This window comes from Lactobacillus apis (genome assembly GCF_002837055.1).
Lineage (GTDB): Bacteria > Bacillota > Bacilli > Lactobacillales > Lactobacillaceae > Lactobacillus > Lactobacillus apis.
Window position 1 is genome coordinate 26,113 of the sequence record NZ_PDKP01000006.1, and the last position, 17,027, is coordinate 43,139.

Genomic DNA, 17,027 nt, shown 5'->3' on the forward strand with positions numbered 1-17,027 from the left:
ATTAACTATTTGTTTGTAGTTGCGTAATCAGTAATGTTCAAAGTTTGTTGGAAACCATTTGCACTAGTGATTGTTAAAACAGTGTTATTATTGCTAAATTGAATTGCTGATTTGTCCACGCCGTTTACTGTAGCAGCAAGTTGAACAATTTGATCAGCTTCACTAATACCTAAGTTCTTTAAGTCGTTAACTACAACTTTTTTGCCGTTAAGAGCATTTTTAGCAGAAGTTATTTTGCTTAAAGTATCATTTACCTGTGCAACAGTTGAAATTACAGTATTAACTTGCGTACCAGTTGCAATAGCTGCATCGTAGGCATCACGTAATGACTTAGCTGATAATTTATATGCATCGCTAGCCTTAACAGCTGCTGCTTGACCTAAAGCATCTTGTAGTGGCTTCTTGTCTGTATCAGTGGCATTGACCATCTGATTCTTAGCAGTTTCTGGTGTATTAACTGGAGTAAGTTTATGCCCACTTACAGTGTTAACATCACTCTCTTTAATAAAACCATTCTTATCACTTTGTAATTTATAGAACAAAACAGCCTTGCTTTCAGATTGAACCCAAATATAACGCAGTTCATTTACACGAGCAACATGTCCTTTAGCAAAGGTCTTTGTTGGCTGAGCAACACCCTTTTCATCATAAACATTAGTGTCACGCGCAATAGTAGCAAAAGTTTCATTCTGATTGTCTACTGGCTTTTCATTTGCGGGTTTTAATTGCTTACCGGTGATTACACCAACATTGCTCTTCTTAACCCATTGATTTTCACCAGGATATTTACTATCACTAATACGATAGTATAATTTGCCATCAATGTACTGTAGCTTATCAACTTGAACTTGTTGACCCTTCTTAAGTAAAGTCTTGCTTGAATTACCTTGGTCATCATAGATATATGCATTATGGTTCAAAGTAATTACCGTTGGGTCATTTTGGTTATCACTTGGCGTATTGTCCTCATTGACTGGTTTTAAACTTGCACCAGATAATTTACCAACATTAGCTGCCTTGACAAATTGATTAGATTGGCCACTGATGCGGTAGTAGAGCTTATTACCAATGTAAATTGCTTGATCAAAGGTAACTATTTGACCCTTCTTGATCTTCTTCTTGTCAGTTTTGCCCTTAGCATCGTAAATGTAAGCATTGTGCTTAATCTTAGCACTTGCAGTAGAAGTGGCTGCGTTAGCTTTGGTAACCTTCTTACCGTCAACATAGCCAACATTAGCTGCTTTGACAAAAGCACCACCACCAATATCGTAAAATTCAATATCATCGATTAGCACTTTGTCTTTATATTTAAGAGTAATGCCTTTACCTATGGTGGTGTTCTTTGAACTTCCCATATAAGTCTTTAGACGCTTACCGTCTTTATCATATACATAAGAATTGTGGCTCAATTTAATTGTGCCCTTCTTTGAAGTATTTTTCTTAGTAGAAGAAATCTTTTTTGCTGTAGATTTATGAGCTGCTTGCACCACTGCAGTTTGACTCGCACTCAATACTGGACTAACACCAATAAGTGCAGCTGTTGATACCATCATTAATTTATGACTTAGTTTCATTTGTTTATTACACCTCATTAAAAAACTATTTTAATATACTTATTGTATACCAAAAATGCAATTAAACCAATCAAGATGGTAACATCTTACCTTTTCTTAATACTATTTAATTACATTTGTGTTGTCTTCTAATTTAATCCTGAAAAACAGGTTTATTCCCAATTTTCATCTTTTGATAATGGTAACTTGTGCCAATAGTCGGGCTTATTCACCTGACGTCCACGTGCAATCGCCATATCATACTTGTTTACATCCTTGGTAATAGTTGAATCAGCAGCAACAAAGGCGTGATCTGAAATATTTACCGGTGCGATTAAAGTTGCTCCTGAGCCAATGAAGGCACGATCGCCAACATTAATATGATCCTTTTTAATACCATCATAATTGGCAAAGATGGCGCCACAGCCGACATTAATGTCTTTACCTAAAGTTGCATCCCCAACGTAAGTCAAGTGACCAACCTTAGAATTTTCGCCAATTTCAGCATTCTTAACTTCAACAAAGTTACCAATATGTGCGCCCTTCTTAATGATTGAATTAGGCCGCAGATGCGAATTTGGTCCAATATCAGTGTTTTCAAACATTTGTGAGTTCTCAATTGTTGATGAAGTAACTGTTACATGGTCGCCAATAGTTGAATCAACAATCCGTGAGCCAGAAGTAATCAAGCAATCACTGCCAATTTCTGTCTTGCCCTTAATGACAACATTGCCTTCAATAACTGTATCCGAACCAATTTTCACGTCTGAATCAATATAAGCTGTATCAGGATCAATAAAGGTAACGCCATTGCACATGTGCTTTTCATTAATCCGCTTTTGCATGATTTTACTTGCTTGCGCGAGCGCAACACGGTCGTTAACACCGATACTCTCACTAAAATCACGCATGCGATATGCGCCAATTCGTTGACCTTCATTGCGCAAAATTTCCAGAACATCAGTCAGATAATATTCACCTTGTGCATTTTGATTATTAACATGTTTCAGTGCTTCAAACAGCAATTTATTATCGAAACAAAAAACACCTGTGTTAATTTCTTTGGTCTTCAATTCCTCAGGACTGCCATCTTTTTGTTCAACAATTCTTAAGACGTTATCTTGATCGTCACGGATAATTCTACCGTAGCCGTATGGGTTAGGTGCTTGCGCAGTTAAAACAGTGGCTGCATTACCTTTAGTTTGATGGTAATCAAACAATTTTTTAAAGGTTTCACTAGTAAACAATGGCGTATCACCAGTAATAACTAAAGTGGCACCATCTTTTCCTGCTAACTCTTTTTCTGCAGTTAAAACGGCGTCACCCGTTCCCAACTGCTTTTTCTGCAGTGCAAATTCTGATTTTCCACCTAGTACCTTTTTAACATCTTCTGCACCTGTGCCAACAACAGTTACAATCTTATCAGGTTCGATTCCTTGTGCAGCCTCAACAACGTGTTCAACCATTGTTTTTCCACACACTTGATGTAAAACCTTGTATAGCTGAGATTTCATTCTTGTACCCTTGCCAGCAGCAAGAACAATAACAAATTTTTTCAATGTTTTTTAGCCTCTTCTAATTTTGGATTTTGCCCTACTTTTATTTCAAACTAAAAGCGATCATAATCGGTATGTGCGATTATGGTTCCTGGCTCAGCAATAATGACTTTCTTTTTACCGTCTACACGCTTAATTTTAACTAATGAAAGGTGACCTTCAATTAGCTTTTCATCTTCAAAATCAGCTTCACATAAAACACAGATACCAGCAATATTGCTATCGAATTCTCTAACTAGTTGCTGCATACCGGTTAAAGTACCACCGGCCATCATAAAGTCGTCTACTAGCAAAACATTAGAGTGTTCATTTAAAACCCTTGTAGGTAATTCCATCTTGGACACACGATCAAGCGAAGAAGAAATGTAGTTAACAGAAACCGTTGCGCCTTCGGTCACCTTTGAGCGTTTGCGTGCAATAATAAATGGTACGTTTAAATGGCGCGCAACAGCTTGAGCTAGTGAAATACCCTTGGTTTCAATTGTCATTACCACATCAATTTTGGAATATGCATAACGTGTAGCAATCAGCTTACCAATTTTTTCAAGGTCTTGCGGATTTCCTAAAATATCAGAAAGATAAACAAAGCCGCCCGCTAATATCCGATCCGGGTCCTCAATTCTTGCAGCTAAATCAGTTAAATAATTTTGCGCATGTTTTTTACCCCAAAAAGGAACGTAACGGACACCTCCTGAAGCACCCGCAACAGTTTCTAAGATACCATCCTGATTATTAGCTAAAGTATGTTTTAAAATTGCCAAATCTTCTGAAATAGATGACTTAGCAGCTCCATAACGTTTAGCAAAAAATGGTAATGGTATCAAGTCATGTGGGCGTTCCATTAAATATTTAGTCATATCAACTAATCTCTCTGAACGTTTCATAAAATCCCCTCTCTAATGTTTGTCTTTTGCCTGCTTCTACTATACACTGAACGACAAAAAAAGACACTAACATTTTACAAAATGTTAATGCCAAAAAGTATGATCTTTTTATTTTTAATCTAGCTTATTCAGCTGCATCATCAAATTTTAATGTGATATTTTTGGTTAACAAATCCGTGTAGCTATATGAAACATGTTCAAAGTTATTTTGGTCCTGATCCAAATCAACAACGAAAACAGCTGGGAATGTTTCCTTCAAGACCCCGCGTCTTTTGGTAACTTTCTTACGTCCTGCTCTTGCAACCACAGTCAAAGAATCACCCAAATGTGAATCTAATTTCTGCTTAATAGTAGTAATAGATGTTGGCACTGTTAACAACTCCTTTGGAGCTCTATTTTACTACAATATTATCATTTTTTCAATTCTTTTTAAGTGGTAGCCCAGAAGCTTTTCATGATTTTTGCGGTGAAATCGCGGCTGCAATCTGGATGAACTGCTTGATTGTGAGCTGTTCCGGTCTAATACGTGGATCCACTCCTAAAGAATCTATCAACTGTTTTCGTTGATCAGGATCTGGTACTAAATTCTTTAAATTATTATTTAAAGTTTTACGCCTTTGACTGAAACACATTTTCACTACCCAATTAAAGTGTTTCGGATCACCAACATCCATCTGTTCTGTCAAAGGAGTCAAAACAACTACACTTGAGTCAACCTTAGGGCGCGGAATAAATGAACTGCTTTTTACGTTTAGCGCAAGTTTGACTGTCATTTGCGTTTGAACCGCAATTGTCAAAGGACCATAAGCTTTACTATTTGGCTGAGCGTCTAACCGCTCAGCCACTTCTTCCTGCATCATTAGAGTTAAACTAGTGAAATTTAAGTTTGCTTGATTCAAAAAGAAAATAATTGGAGTTGTAATATAGTATGGTAAATTGGCTACAACCTTAATTGGTTTATTTACATCAAGAAAATCTTCAAAATCTGCCGGAAAGTCTGCCTTTAAAATGTCCTTCATCATTAATTTAAAGCGGTCATCAAGTGGGACGCCATCTATTTTAGCAGGGAGTTCATTAGATAAAATTTCTGGTAAACTCTCATCAACTTCGTAGGCAAAGACCTTTGCACCTGCAAGCAAGAGCTGCTCCGTTAACGAACCAATCCCTGGTCCAATTTCAATTACTTGATCACCAGGTTGAATTTCAGCTGCCTGAACAATTCCCTTAATTGCATCTAAATCAACTAAAAAGTTTTGTCCTAGGTTCTTCTTCGCCTTAACAAAGTAGCGATTAATAATTGCTTGAGTCCGAACCGCGGAACCAATTGGAATCTCGTTATTCATTTTTTGCCTCCTTAACGGCCTGCTCAAGTTGCTTAAGCGTAATACCAAATGTGCATAACCGGTTGTAAAACTGTTTTGCGTTGCCATAACCGATACGCAAGCTAATTCCCACTTGCTCACGTAATTTACGCGAATTGGGTCCACTTGATAAACCCAGTTTTTGATAAGCTTGCTTGCTAATATCACTAGAAGGTGCTTGCTGTTCGTGTAAGTCGCTCAGAGCCTTAACAAGTGCCTGCTTTGATGCGTGCTCAACTCCCAGTGAATTGCCTTTCCCTTTTTTATGAGGATCGCCCTCTTTGCGTGTGATAAAAGCCTGTTTGGCATTAGGGACAGCCTCAGTAACTAATCTGCGGATTCTCTCACCATTAAGATCTGGATCAGTTAAGACAATTATTTCACGTTTTTTCGCCAATTCTTTTAATTCAGTCAAGACCACCGGTGGCACATCAGAGCCATTAGTTTCAATTGTCTCGATGCCAGGAAAAAACTGTTTTAGGCGAATTGTATCATCCTTACCTTCTACCACTACAACGGCATTAAATTGTTTTTTAGTTAAGACCATATACCCTCATCGTATTTTCATAAGTTGCCTTGGCAACTTCTTCTAACGGAATGTCTTTCAATTCAGCAATTGCCCTTGCAACGTAATAAACATTGCCAGGTTCATTTTGCTTACCGCGATATGGTTTAGGTGTTAAAAATGGTGCGTCCGTTTCAACTAGTAGCCGATCCATTGGCGTCTTCTTAGCGGCCTCATGAACCTCGGTTGCTTTGGTGAAAGACACAACACCAGAATATGAAAAGCAGACGTTTAAGTCTAAAAACTTTTCAAGCCAGGAAGCATCACCGTTAAAACTATGCAGAACTGCCCCGTATTCCAGATTACTATTCTTCAAGATATCGTAACAATCGGCAAAGGCATCCCTTGTGTGAATGTCTACGGGCATTTTCAATTCATGCGCAACATCAATCTGGCGTGCAAATACTTCGCGCTGCTGTTCACGCGGAGATTCATCCCAGTAATAATCAAGGCCGATTTCTCCAACTGCAACAACACCAGGTATTTGAAGCTGCTCAATTAACTCATCTTCAGCCTTTTGGTCGTAATCTTTAGCAACATCAGGACAGTACCCAACCATTGCATAAACCTGCTCAAAACGCTGACTAAGCTCAATTGCACCCCGATTAAACTCTGGATCTTGACCAACACAAATCATTTTATTAACACCTAATTGGCGTGCGCGATCAAGATAAAATTCTTCTTTACCTTGGAAAGGCCCATCTTGCAAGTGCGTATGATTATCAATTAATTCCATTAACCTAATTCGGCCCCAATTTCATGTTCGTCGCCAACAATTGCTAACTTAACTGTGCCACCTTTTTCGCTTGATAAAAGCATTCCTTGACTTAATTGACCAAGCATTTTACGTGGTTTCAAGTTAGTAACTGCCAAGACTTTTTTATCCAATAACTCGCTAGCATTTGGATAATACTTCCGAATACCACTCAGGATTTGACGTTCATCACCATTACCAAAATCAAGTTGGAATTTTAATAGTTTACTTGATCCTTGGACAGGCTCAACTGAAAGAATCTTTCCAACTCTAATTTTGACTTTGTCAAAATCATCAATTGAAATTTCTTTTTCTTTGCCTTGTTCACTGCGGCTTTCTTTTTTTGGCTTTGCCTTAGCCATTTCATCCTTAATGTACTTAATTTCGTCTTCTGGTTTCAAACGTGGATAAATTGGCTTAGGATCACTGATAACTTTGACATTCCACGCAAAATTGCCAAATCCAAGTTGCTTTTGCTCAGAATTATCCCAATCAAGTCCCAGCTGTCTAAACATTTCAACTGGTGTTCTAGTCATAATTGGTGCAATTAATAAGGCAATAATTCTTAAACTTTCAGCTAAGTTAGACATTACACGCGACAAGTTCTCTTTTTTGCCTTCCTTATTTAGTTCCCAAGGAGTGGTTTCATCAATGTATTTATTTGCGCGACTAACTAGTTTCCAAATGTCTTCAATTGCTTGGGTAAAGTAAAGTTTATCCATATCTTTTTGATAATTAGCAATTGCTTCAGCGGCAACGCTAGCAAGATCTTGGCCGAACTCATCTTGATCTTTAGCAACTGAAGCCACTTCACCAGTTTGATATTGGTTAATCATTGAAACTGTCCGGTTAAGCAAGTTGCCTAAATCATTTGCTAAATCATAGTTAACGCGTTCAACAAAGTCTTCCGGTGTAAAGACTCCATCAGAACCAAATGGTAATGCACGCATTAAGTAGTAGCGTAAAGCATCTACGCCATAGCGATTTATGATAGATTCAGGATAAACTGCATTACCCTTAGACTTGGACATCTTACCGTCCTTCATTAATACCCAGCCGTGACCAATAACGTGCTTAGGTAAAGGCAAGTCTAGTGCCATCAACATAATTGGCCAGTAAATTGTGTGGAAACGAACAATTTCCTTACCTACTAGGTGAACATCTGCAGGCCAGTATTTCTTAAAGAGTGAGTCGTCATCTGAACCATAACCTAGTGCAGTAATATAGTTAGACAAAGCATCAATCCATACGTAAACAACGTGCTTAGGATCACTTGGGACAGGAATTCCCCAGGAAACAGTAGTACGAGTAACTGATAAATCTTCAAGACCAGGTTTAATGAAGTTATTAACCATTTCTTTTTCACGAGAATGAGGCAAAATAAATTCAGGATGATCTTGGTAGTATTGGTAAAGTCGATCAGCATACTTACTCATCTTAAAGAAGTAGGATGGTTCCTTAACTAGTTGAACCTCATGACCTGATGGAGCCTTACCACCAATCACATTGCCTTCATCGTCCTTATAAACTTCTGCAAGTTGAGATTCAGTGAAATATTCTTCGTCTTCAACTGAGTACCAGCCAGTGTATTCACCAAGATAGATATCGCCTTGTTTTAATAGTTGTTCAAAAATTTTCTGGACACCCTTAACGTGCTCTTCATCAGTAGTTCTAATGAATTTATCGTATGAAATATCTAGGCTCTTCCATAACTTTTTGTATGTTACAACCATGTTGTCAACAAACTCTTGTGGCTTAATTCCTTGCTTTTCTGCTTTTTGTTCAATCTTTAAGCCGTGTTCGTCAGTACCAGTTAAAAAGAAAGTGTCATAGCCTTGGCTACGCTTGTAACGCGCCATTACATCGGCAGCAATTGTTGTGTATGCATTACCAATGGTTAAACGGCCGGACGGATAGTAAATTGGGGTTGTAATATAAAAAGTTTTTTTATCAGCCATATTCTGTTCTCCTTAAGATTCGTTTAATTTCATTATATTATACTACATCAATAAAAAAGAGAATTCCTCACGGAGTTCCCTTTTTTAAGATATATTATAAAGATTTGCCTATTTAAATTAAGAATTTTTCATCTTTCATGTAGAAGTGTTTTACAATCATCGTCAACAAGATATAGAGAACTAAAATCACTAAAACAATCCAGATAAAGGAAATTGGCATTGGTCCAAAACCTAATTTTTGTGCAAGGAAGGAAAATGGAATCAATGTTCCAATTACCCCTGCACCAAAAGTAGACAAAGTAACGCTTGGCGATGCGTGCTGGCCAATAAATGGTAAGCGTGGATCACGTAAAGCATGAATAACCATTTCTTGTGTCCAAAGTGATTCAATGAACCAGCCAGTGTGGAACAATGCGATAAACGCTGCCTGCTTAGCTGGCCCAATTGCAGTAAAGCTGCCACCAACTAAATGTGGACAAATGACGAAGTACAGCAGTGCAAACGTCAAAATATCAAAAACGGATGAAGTTGGTCCGAAGTAGAACATGAATTTTGGCAGCTTTTTCGTTGACCAAGTACGCGGCTCACGCAAGAATTCATCAGACATATCATCAAATGGCAGCGATAGACAGCTAGTTCCATACAGTAAATCTAGTGCTAACAGTTGTAATGGCAGCATTGGTAAGAATGGCAAAAATGAAGAAGCGACCATAATCGACAGGATATTACCGAAGTTGGATGATAAGGTAATCTTAATATACTTCATCGTGTTACCAAAGACTTTACGCCCAATTCTAACGCCTGTTTCTAGTACGTTCAGATCTTTGTGTAATAAGATAATGTCAGCTGATTCCTTAGCAATATCAACTGCTGTATCAACTGAGATTGAAACGTCTGCGGCTTTCATTGCAGGGGCATCGTTGATTCCATCCCCCATGTAGCCAACCGTGTGACCGTTGTCTTTCAATAAGTTTATAATGTTGGTTTTGTCTTCTGGAGATAACTTAACAAAAATATTGCACTCTTCCACCATTTTTGCCAATTCTTCAGGGCTCTTACCTTCTAAGTCTGCACCAGAATAGACAGTGTCAACATTCAAGCCAACTTGTAAACCAACTGTTCTGGTAACAGCTTCATTATCGCCCGTTAGAATTTTAACGGTAATTCCATCATCCTTGAGTCGTGCAAGGGCAGCCTTAGCACTTTCCTTTGGTGGATCAAGAAAGGCAAGGAAGCCGCATAGAATCAAATCACTCTCATCTTTAACAGAGAATTCACCAACGGGTGCTGGATTGCGCTTGTATGCCATCATGATAACCCGCAAGCCATCATCGTTCATATCATTGACTTTGTCCATTACCTTTTTCTTGCGTTCATCAGTAAGTGGCAAAATCTGTCCGTCAACCTCGATCTTAGTGGAAACAGCCATCATTTCCTCGGACGCACCCTTAGTTACCAAAAGGTGTTCACCGTGCTCACGGTCAGAATTTTCCACAACCACGCTCATTCTTCTTCTAGAAAAGTCAAACGGAATTTCGTCAATTTTGTTGTAGTCACGTTGAATTTCATTAATGTCTAGTTCATCACCGGCAGCTTCAATAATTGCCTTATCAATCAAGTTTTTCATTCCTGTTTGATAGTATGAATTCAGATAGCCTAATTCCAAAACATGTTGGTTTTCGTGCAAGTTGAGGTCATAGTGACGCTCTAAAACCACTTTATCCTGAGTTAATGTACCGGTCTTATCAGTACATAGAATATCAGCTGAACCAAAGTTCTGGATTGAATTCATCTTCTTAACAATCGTGCCTTTTTTAGACATTTCGATTGAACCCTTAACCAAATTGGTTGTAACAATTACTGGCAACATTTCCGGTGTTAAGCCAACGGCAGTTGCGATTGAAAAGATTAATGCACTAACCCAGTCACCCTTTGTTAAGCCGTTAATAATGAAAACAAGTGGTGCAATAATTGCCGTCATGATAATCAACAGCTTAGAAACATTTTTGATGCCGACATCAAAAGCTGTGTTTTTGACATCATTGTGTGAAATATCGTGGGCTAACTTACCAAACATGGTCCGTTCACCGGTGGCAAAAACCACGCCTAGTCCGGAACCAGAAACAATTGTGGTCCCTTCGTAAAGAACATTAGGGTAGTCGAGGTAATCTCGATCGGCACCAATTTTTGGTTTCTTAGTCGCAATCTTTTCTACTGGATTCGATTCACCGTTTAGTGAACTGGATGAACAGAACAAGTCTTTACTATTTAAAAGACGCATATCTGCAGGAACCATGTCGCCTGCAGCCAGTCTGATGATATCGCCAACGACCACTTCGCTGGTATCAATTTCTTGGTCCTTACCGTCTCTGATAATGTCTGTTGTTACAGAAACCATCTTGAGCAGCGAATCGACTGCGTTTGATGACCTAACATTTTGAATAAAACTAGTTACTCCAGAAATAAATACCATGATTAACATGATTAAAACGGTAGTTAAGTCTTTTTCACCTGCTGGTACAAAAATATAATCTGTACATAGTGACAAAGCAGCTAAAACTAATATTACCAGTGTAAACGGTGTAATAAAGGCTTCTACCAAAAAGCGCAATTTTGAATTGTGTTGGGTGGACTCAATTGTATTTGCGCCATACTCCTCACGATTTTTTTCTGCTTGCTCAGTGGATAAGCCTTCACTACTTGCATGTAATCTAGCTAAAGTTTCAGACCTGCTTTCTTTGGCAATTGCCTTCACCAGTTCTAAATCCTTGTTGCTGGTTGCCTCATTTGGTTTTCTCAGCATCATTCTCACTCCTTTTTTCAAAGAACTCAAACAAACTAAAAAGGGGCCGCCTACATACCGCTGGCGACCCCTTTAAAACAAGGTATCATTAATACTCGTCGTTCAGTTTTAACACTACGTGACGTAAGCTTAGAGCTAGCTATCTGGTTGCCGCCTTATGTCGACGGAAACTATTTGACTCGTTGGCATCTCTGGATGTTTCCGGGCGATAGCATATGTTCACGTAGGAGTCTCACCTAACAGTTTATTTGTTGCTATTTAATTTTCATATTGAGTGTAATATATCAAACTGCGCTAAGTCAAGTTATTTAATTTATTTCTTTAGTTGCATATTAGTTTTGAAGAAATATAATAACCCACCGATTACGAGTACTAATGCCAAGGCAATCGGTAATGCCAGACGGCGCGGATGCGTGAGCTGCGTACGTTCATCATTTGATAAATCATATTTATCTAGTGCATATTGGTAACGCTGATCAATTGTTGTGGCGCAAGCCCTAAAAACAAACCGCAGACCCTTATTAAACTCTTTTTTATTGTTGCTACGAAGCCGATCAGATTGTGATCGAATAATGTTGCCCCTAATGTCAGCAGTAAAGGCACTATGTAGATCCTTGCTGGAATAGATCTGAACATTTTTCTTTTTGTCCTTATAACCCACAATAATAAAGACAGTGCGCTTATATTTGCTTAGTTTCTTAGGTGTTAAATGATCAACCCGGTTGACCGTTTTCACAATAATTTTAGGTTGCTCACTAGTTTGTAAATAGCGGTTGTTTTTCTCCTTAATTAACTTGCTAGTTTCTTTTTCTACCAAATTACAGTTATCGTGTAAATCTGGATTTGAAAAAGCGGTCGTTGTCAGAAAAAGACTGATTAGTGCAATAACTGCTACTAGCTTAGTTTTCAGCATCTTCCAATTTACGTGCCAATTGCTCCACGTAATTTCGGTCGATTTTAATTTGCTCATAAGGAACCCCACAATCTTTAAACAGTGCAATTGTTAACGGACTGTCGTGATAGTCAAAATAATAATTAATCTTCTTAACTCCAGCTTGAACCAGCGACTTGGCACAATTATAGCATGGAAAATGCGTGACATAGATCTCCGTACCATCAGTTGAAACACCATTACGGGCACACTGAATAAGCGAGTTCATTTCGGAGTGAATGGTGCGGACGCAGTGCCCATCGACCAGCTGGTGGCCAGCATCATCGCAGTGTGGTTCATTCGTAACAGAGCCATTATAGCCCGTACCAATTATCCGGTTATCCTTAACCAGAACACTACCAACAAGCGCACGATCACAGGTGGAACGTTGGGCAATCACCAACGCCTGCATCATAAAATATTGCTTCCAAGGAATCCGATCACGCATCTTTTTTACCTCTTAAAATAGTTCAGACCAATTGCATCCCTTACCTCACTTAAGGTTTGATTTGCAACCTGGTTGGCTTTTTCCGAGCCTTCGATTAGCATTTCATAAACTTCATCTTGCTTTTGTTCATATTCTGCTCTGCGCTGGCGAATTGGTGCCAATTCGTTTTCAAGCACTTCGTTTAAGTAGCGCTTAATTTTGACGTCACCCAAGCCGCCTTTTTGGTAATCTTCCTTTAATTGCGCTACCTTATTCTTATCAGGATCGAAAATGTCGAGGTAAGTGAAAACAGTGTTGCCTTCAACCTTGCCTGGATCTTCAACATGAATGTGATTAGGGTCAGTGTACATTGACATGACCTTTTTCTGAACAGTTTCAGAATCATCTGATAGATAAATCGCATTACCTAAAGATTTTGACATTTTGGCGTTACCATCAAGTCCTGGTAAACGACCCTGACCTTTTTCAGGAAAGTAACCTTCTGGTTCAACCAAAACATTGCAGTCATAAACGCGGTTAAAGGTGCGAACAATTTCACGTGCCTGCTCAAGCATTGGCTCTTGGTCATCACCAACTGGCACTAGTGTTGCCTTGAACGCCGTAATATCGGCTGCCTGCGAAACTGGGTAGTTCAGAAAGCCAACCGGAATGGAATCATTAAAGTTCTTTTGCTTAATTTCAGCCTTAACTGTTGGATTACGCTCCAAGCGACTCACAGTCACAAGATCCATATAATATGCTGTCAATTCAAATAGAGCAGAAATTTGGGATTGCACAAAAATAGTTGATTTTTCAGGGTCAATGCCAACAGCCAAATAATCCAATGCAACTTGAATGAGACTATTACGGATTTTTTCGGGATCGCGGGCATTATCAGTTAATGCTTGTGTATCAGCAATCATGATATAAGGCTGATACTCCCCTGAATTTTGTAGCATTACCCGATTTTTTAAGGAACCGATGTAATGTCCAACGTGGAGCTTTCCGGTTGGACGGTCACCCGTCAAAATAACTTTTTTAGCCATGGTTTTTACCTTTCTGAAAACTTAAAATTTGTTTTAATGTAATAATTATGGTTAATTCTACCAAAAATCAAGCAATGATTAAACATGGAGGATAAAATGTGCAATCAATTTCAGCTGCCTACCTTAGCAGATATTAAAAAATACTTAGTAAATGACTTAAACCTACCATTGATTGAACCCGATAAGAACTTACCACAAAATCAGGAAGTTTTTCCAAAAGGGGCCGCTTCAGTGTTGCTATACCAAAATGATCAGCTTCAACTCCAGGCAAAAATTTGGGGTTACCCTAGTCCATTTGACCACCAAAAGGTGCTTTTTAACGCGCGCGTTGAACGGTTTTTTGAGCAAAAGAAGTCAATGTGGGATTCTTCCTTTGCTAAATATCGGTGCATCATTATTGCCAGCCAGTTTTTTGAATCCAGTCGTGAAACTTATGTTGCTACTAACAACCATGAATATCATGAGCGCTATTATTTCCAAACTGCCAATGAACCATTAACGTTGATTGCCGGAATCTATCAAAAAGACCATTTTTCAATGGTTACCACACAACCGTCAGCAGAATATGCCAAAGTGCACGATCGGATGCCGCTAGTGATCAAACCTAGCGAATTGCGTCNGAGCGCTATTATTTCCAAACTGCCAATGAACCATTAACGTTGATTGCCGGAATCTATCAAAAAGACCATTTTTCAATGGTTACCACACAACCGTCAGCAGAATATGCCAAAGTGCACGATCGGATGCCGCTAGTGATCAAACCTAGCGAATTGCGTCAGTGGCTCTTTCAGGACTTTTCATCCCTCGTTGATCGTAGTCAATTTCAGCTCACAAGTGTCAAACTACCTCAACGTCAATAAGTATCTTTTTAAAGTGCCCCACCTTCTTCATAAGCTAATTACCAAATCTGTGCTTGGCTTCAAAAAGGAAACATGGTAAACTATTTGAGTAATGCGGGTAATGCGGGTATAGTTTAATGGTAGAACGTTAGCTTCCCAAGCTGAAGATGCGGGTTCGATTCACGCTATCCGCTTAACAACAAAAAGGCAACGATTAAACATCGTTGCCTTTTTGTTTTATGTTATTTTGCTTAAGTCATAATAATTAAAATTACGCCATTTAGAACCGCCAAGTAGATTGGCATCCAAATTGTCTGGGTATGCAGATACGACCATGCAAATATTGCACCAAAAATTGTATTAACTAGCAAAAGCGCAATTGAATCTTGCCAGTTTAGCAAACTAAACAAAACGCCTGAAACAATAATACCCACCACGGCAATCATCACTGTGTTTTGGCGAAAAGCATAATTAAACAAGAAACCAGTAATTAAGAATTCCTGCAAAACTGGTATAACCACACCTAATGCTAATACGAGAAACCAATAGGCTAAAGTCGATTCATGTTGCAAATAAGCAATCTGAAAATGATACATTTTTAATTTTCCAGTTGATTGTAGCCATGAAACAAAAATGCGTAAGACTGTTATAACAATTGTTGAAGCAATAATTAAGCCAAAGTTATTAAGCCAGGACCCAGAATAGCTTCTATCGAAAAAGCGTTGCTCACGATTAAACCGGTAAATGAAAAATAGCAACACCATCAAAGAAATGGTTATAAACAAAATCAAATCCCAGATGTGAATTGGTGAATTCATCGTAACCAGTTTGAACGCGCCGGCAACCATTAAGTAACCAATTAAATAGAAAATATAGCGTATTAGGTTACCCTGTCTTGATGCTGGTGTATTCACTATCAATTACCCCTATCTCTTTGTGTACCCTACAAATTCCATATTATAGCAAAAAAAGACTACTTTATGAAACACCAGCACCATTTTTCACTTAAGAAAGACTAAACACTAGTCGTAAGCATTTCCGCCATTATGTCCACCAACTAAGCTACTACGTTTAATTGCGGTTGCACCATGAAGCAGGCTTGACGCCTTGACTAAGCTTGTAAAACCATATTTTTGTCTTATTTGATCAACTGTTTGATCAATTTTTTTCTTTTTAATCTGTTGACTTGGTTGCACAAAAAAGGTTAATTGTTGGTAATTATCGGGATGCAAGTCGCCACAACTCACGCCTAAGGCACGAACCCTTTCTCCATGCCAGTTTTTGCGAAAAAGGGCAAGCACTTCTGCTGCAATTGCATCATTATCATTAGTTGGACAAACTTTTTGCTGAACGTTAAAACCCTTCCGTTTACCCTTAAGTCGATATTTTGAAAAGTTCACCATTAAGCTAATGCATCCCGTCTGCACCTTATGTGATCTAATCCGAGCTGCTACTTGTTCACTAATTTCACGCAAGACAATCTCTATTTCACGCTGATCCGTATAATCTCTTGTCAAAATTTGTGAATTGCCATAGTTCTTCATTTTGGGAAAATACTGTTCTCTAATAATGCTTCGGTCAACACCCCAACTCATTGCAAATAACTGCTCGCCCATTACGCCAAACTCTTTTTTTAGAATTGCAGGATCCGAATGTGCTAGTTCATACATATTATTAATGTTAAGCCAGCGCAGATGCTTGGCGGTACGTTTGCCAATGCCACAGACTTCTTCCATGTCTTTAATTTGCCAGATAGTATCAGGAACATCAATGTAGTGCCAATAGTCAATCATTGAGTGACGATGCTTAGCTGAGATATCCATTGATAATTTAGCTAATAAGGGATTTTCCCCTATTCCACATGTGGTATAGAAACCAAGTTTATTTTTGATTTCGAGCTGTATCTTACGTGCAACTAAATATGGATCATCACCAAATAAATGCCAAGATTTTGTCATGTCAATCATGCTTTCATCTATTGAATAGGGATGAATATCTTCATCAGCCGCAAATTGATGAAAGATTTCAAGTATCTGCGTACTGCGCTTAATATATAAGTTCATATGCGGGGGCACCAAAAGTAAGTCAGGTGCTTCTTTTTTGCTAGGAACATCACGAACCCGCATTACATTATTTAGACCATATTTTGCCTTAGCTAAGGGCGAAGCAGCCATAATTAAGCCAGAACCGTAACTTTCCTCATCTTGCTGATGAGACGCAACTGCCAATACCGCCTTCATTGGATTAAGACCTAATTCAATTGCTTCACAGCTAGCAAAAAACGATTTATTATCAATCATAAACACTACATTATGAGGTTCATAACGATAATCATACATTTTTTACCACT

Annotated in this window: 16 protein-coding genes, 1 tRNA gene and 1 riboswitch; of the genes, 3 read left to right on the forward strand and 14 right to left on the reverse strand. The window is 38.5% G+C overall.

Annotation, left to right across the window (positions count from 1 at the left end; genetic code table 11):
- Positions 1 to 5 precede the first annotated feature (5 nt).
- The 12 genes from CRG87_RS05345 to trpS form a co-directional block, all read right to left on the reverse strand.
- Positions 6 to 1,574: an SLAP domain-containing protein gene (locus CRG87_RS05345; RefSeq protein WP_074425822.1), complete on the reverse strand. Its 1,569-nt coding sequence runs from the start codon at positions 1,572 to 1,574 to the stop codon at positions 6 to 8.
- A gap of 152 nt (positions 1,575 to 1,726) precedes the next feature.
- Complete coding sequence (gene glmU / locus CRG87_RS05350; RefSeq protein WP_074425823.1) at positions 1,727 to 3,112, reverse strand: bifunctional UDP-N-acetylglucosamine diphosphorylase/glucosamine-1-phosphate N-acetyltransferase GlmU; 1,386 nt, start codon at positions 3,110 to 3,112, stop codon at positions 1,727 to 1,729.
- Between the two features lie 50 nt (positions 3,113 to 3,162).
- Positions 3,163 to 3,993 carry a pur operon repressor gene (gene purR / locus CRG87_RS05355; protein WP_074425824.1) on the reverse strand — a complete coding sequence of 277 codons (831 nt, stop codon included), beginning with the start codon at positions 3,991 to 3,993 and terminating at the stop codon, positions 3,163 to 3,165.
- 124 nt (positions 3,994 to 4,117) lie between these two features.
- On the reverse strand, positions 4,118 to 4,363 hold the full coding sequence (locus CRG87_RS05360; RefSeq protein WP_046307712.1) for a Veg family protein: 246 nt from the start codon (positions 4,361 to 4,363) through the stop codon (positions 4,118 to 4,120).
- A gap of 82 nt (positions 4,364 to 4,445) precedes the next feature.
- Positions 4,446 to 5,336: a 16S rRNA (adenine(1518)-N(6)/adenine(1519)-N(6))-dimethyltransferase RsmA gene (gene rsmA, locus CRG87_RS05365; protein ID WP_074425825.1), complete on the reverse strand. Its 891-nt coding sequence runs from the start codon at positions 5,334 to 5,336 to the stop codon at positions 4,446 to 4,448.
- Positions 5,329 to 5,901 (reverse strand): ribonuclease M5, encoded by a 573-nt coding sequence (gene rnmV / locus CRG87_RS05370; protein ID WP_074425826.1) that lies wholly within the window; start codon positions 5,899 to 5,901, stop codon positions 5,329 to 5,331. Before rnmV ends, rsmA begins: the two co-directional genes overlap by 8 nt.
- Positions 5,888 to 6,655 (reverse strand): TatD family hydrolase, encoded by a 768-nt coding sequence (locus CRG87_RS05375; RefSeq protein WP_074425827.1) that lies wholly within the window; start codon positions 6,653 to 6,655, stop codon positions 5,888 to 5,890. The genes rnmV and CRG87_RS05375 overlap by 14 nt, the downstream gene beginning before the upstream one ends.
- Entirely contained in the window at positions 6,655 to 8,631 is a 1,977-nt protein-coding gene (gene metG, locus CRG87_RS05380) for a methionine--tRNA ligase (protein ID WP_074425828.1), read from the reverse strand. The genes CRG87_RS05375 and metG overlap by 1 nt, the downstream gene beginning before the upstream one ends.
- 112 nt (positions 8,632 to 8,743) lie before the next feature.
- Complete coding sequence (gene mgtA / locus CRG87_RS05385; RefSeq protein ID WP_074425951.1) at positions 8,744 to 11,434, reverse strand: magnesium-translocating P-type ATPase; 2,691 nt, start codon at positions 11,432 to 11,434, stop codon at positions 8,744 to 8,746.
- A gap of 86 nt (positions 11,435 to 11,520) precedes the next feature.
- Positions 11,521 to 11,685, reverse strand: a riboswitch (M-box (ykoK) riboswitch).
- Between the two features lie 62 nt (positions 11,686 to 11,747).
- Positions 11,748 to 12,404 carry a TPM domain-containing protein gene (locus CRG87_RS05390; RefSeq protein WP_371258108.1) on the reverse strand — a complete coding sequence of 219 codons (657 nt, stop codon included), beginning with the start codon at positions 12,402 to 12,404 and terminating at the stop codon, positions 11,748 to 11,750.
- Entirely contained in the window at positions 12,334 to 12,813 is a 480-nt protein-coding gene (locus tag CRG87_RS05395) for a deoxycytidylate deaminase (protein ID WP_074425830.1), read from the reverse strand. The genes CRG87_RS05390 and CRG87_RS05395 overlap by 71 nt, the downstream gene beginning before the upstream one ends.
- A gap of 5 nt (positions 12,814 to 12,818) precedes the next feature.
- Positions 12,819 to 13,838, reverse strand: coding sequence for a tryptophan--tRNA ligase (gene trpS, locus CRG87_RS05400; RefSeq protein WP_046307726.1), 1,020 nt, complete (start codon positions 13,836 to 13,838; stop codon positions 12,819 to 12,821).
- 96 nt (positions 13,839 to 13,934) lie between these two features.
- On the opposite strand from trpS, the gene CRG87_RS05405 reads away from it, so the two are divergent.
- The 3 genes from CRG87_RS05405 (at position 13,935) to CRG87_RS05415 (ending at position 14,871) form a co-directional block, all read left to right on the forward strand.
- The gene (locus CRG87_RS05405; RefSeq protein ID WP_101138691.1) at positions 13,935 to 14,495 is read left to right on the forward strand and encodes an SOS response-associated peptidase family protein; all 561 of its coding nucleotides are present in this window, start codon (positions 13,935 to 13,937) and stop codon (positions 14,493 to 14,495) included.
- Positions 14,496 to 14,497: 2 nt separating this feature from the next.
- On the forward strand, positions 14,498 to 14,698 hold the full coding sequence (locus CRG87_RS05410; RefSeq protein WP_409454858.1) for an SOS response-associated peptidase family protein: 201 nt from the start codon (positions 14,498 to 14,500) through the stop codon (positions 14,696 to 14,698).
- 102 nt (positions 14,699 to 14,800) lie between these two features.
- Positions 14,801 to 14,871 (forward strand) — tRNA-Gly (locus CRG87_RS05415).
- A 57-nt stretch (positions 14,872 to 14,928) separates the two neighbouring features.
- On the opposite strand, the gene CRG87_RS05420 is transcribed toward CRG87_RS05415, so the two are convergent.
- Positions 14,929 to 15,591 (reverse strand): CPBP family intramembrane glutamic endopeptidase, encoded by a 663-nt coding sequence (locus CRG87_RS05420; RefSeq protein WP_074425832.1) that lies wholly within the window; start codon positions 15,589 to 15,591, stop codon positions 14,929 to 14,931.
- Between the two features lie 108 nt (positions 15,592 to 15,699).
- A complete protein-coding gene (locus CRG87_RS05425) occupies positions 15,700 to 17,016 on the reverse strand; it encodes a Y-family DNA polymerase (RefSeq protein ID WP_074425833.1) in 1,317 nt (438 codons plus the stop codon).
- Between the last annotated feature and the right edge of the window lie 11 nt (positions 17,017 to 17,027).

Coding starts and splice junctions, on each gene's coding strand:
- CRG87_RS05345 (WP_074425822.1), bottom strand. CDS start 1,574: ATGAAACTAAGTCATAAATTAATGATGGTATCAACAGCTGCACTTATT.
- purR (WP_074425824.1), bottom strand. CDS start 3,993: ATGAAACGTTCAGAGAGATTAGTTGATATGACTAAATATTTAATGGAA.
- rsmA (WP_074425825.1), bottom strand. CDS start 5,336: ATGAATAACGAGATTCCAATTGGTTCCGCGGTTCGGACTCAAGCAATT.
- rnmV (WP_074425826.1), bottom strand. CDS start 5,901: ATGGTCTTAACTAAAAAACAATTTAATGCCGTTGTAGTGGTAGAAGGT.
- CRG87_RS05375 (WP_074425827.1), bottom strand. CDS start 6,655: ATGGAATTAATTGATAATCATACGCACTTGCAAGATGGGCCTTTCCAA.
- metG (WP_074425828.1), bottom strand. CDS start 8,631: ATGGCTGATAAAAAAACTTTTTATATTACAACCCCAATTTACTATCCG.
- mgtA (WP_074425951.1), bottom strand. CDS start 11,434: ATGCTGAGAAAACCAAATGAGGCAACCAGCAACAAGGATTTAGAACTG.
- CRG87_RS05390 (WP_371258108.1), bottom strand. CDS start 12,404: ATGAGCAAATTAAAATCGACCGAAATTACGTGGAGCAATTGGCACGTA.
- CRG87_RS05395 (WP_074425830.1), bottom strand. CDS start 12,813: ATGCGTGATCGGATTCCTTGGAAGCAATATTTTATGATGCAGGCGTTG.
- trpS (WP_046307726.1), bottom strand. CDS start 13,838: ATGGCTAAAAAAGTTATTTTGACGGGTGACCGTCCAACCGGAAAGCTC.
- CRG87_RS05425 (WP_074425833.1), bottom strand. CDS start 17,016: ATGTATGATTATCGTTATGAACCTCATAATGTAGTGTTTATGATTGAT.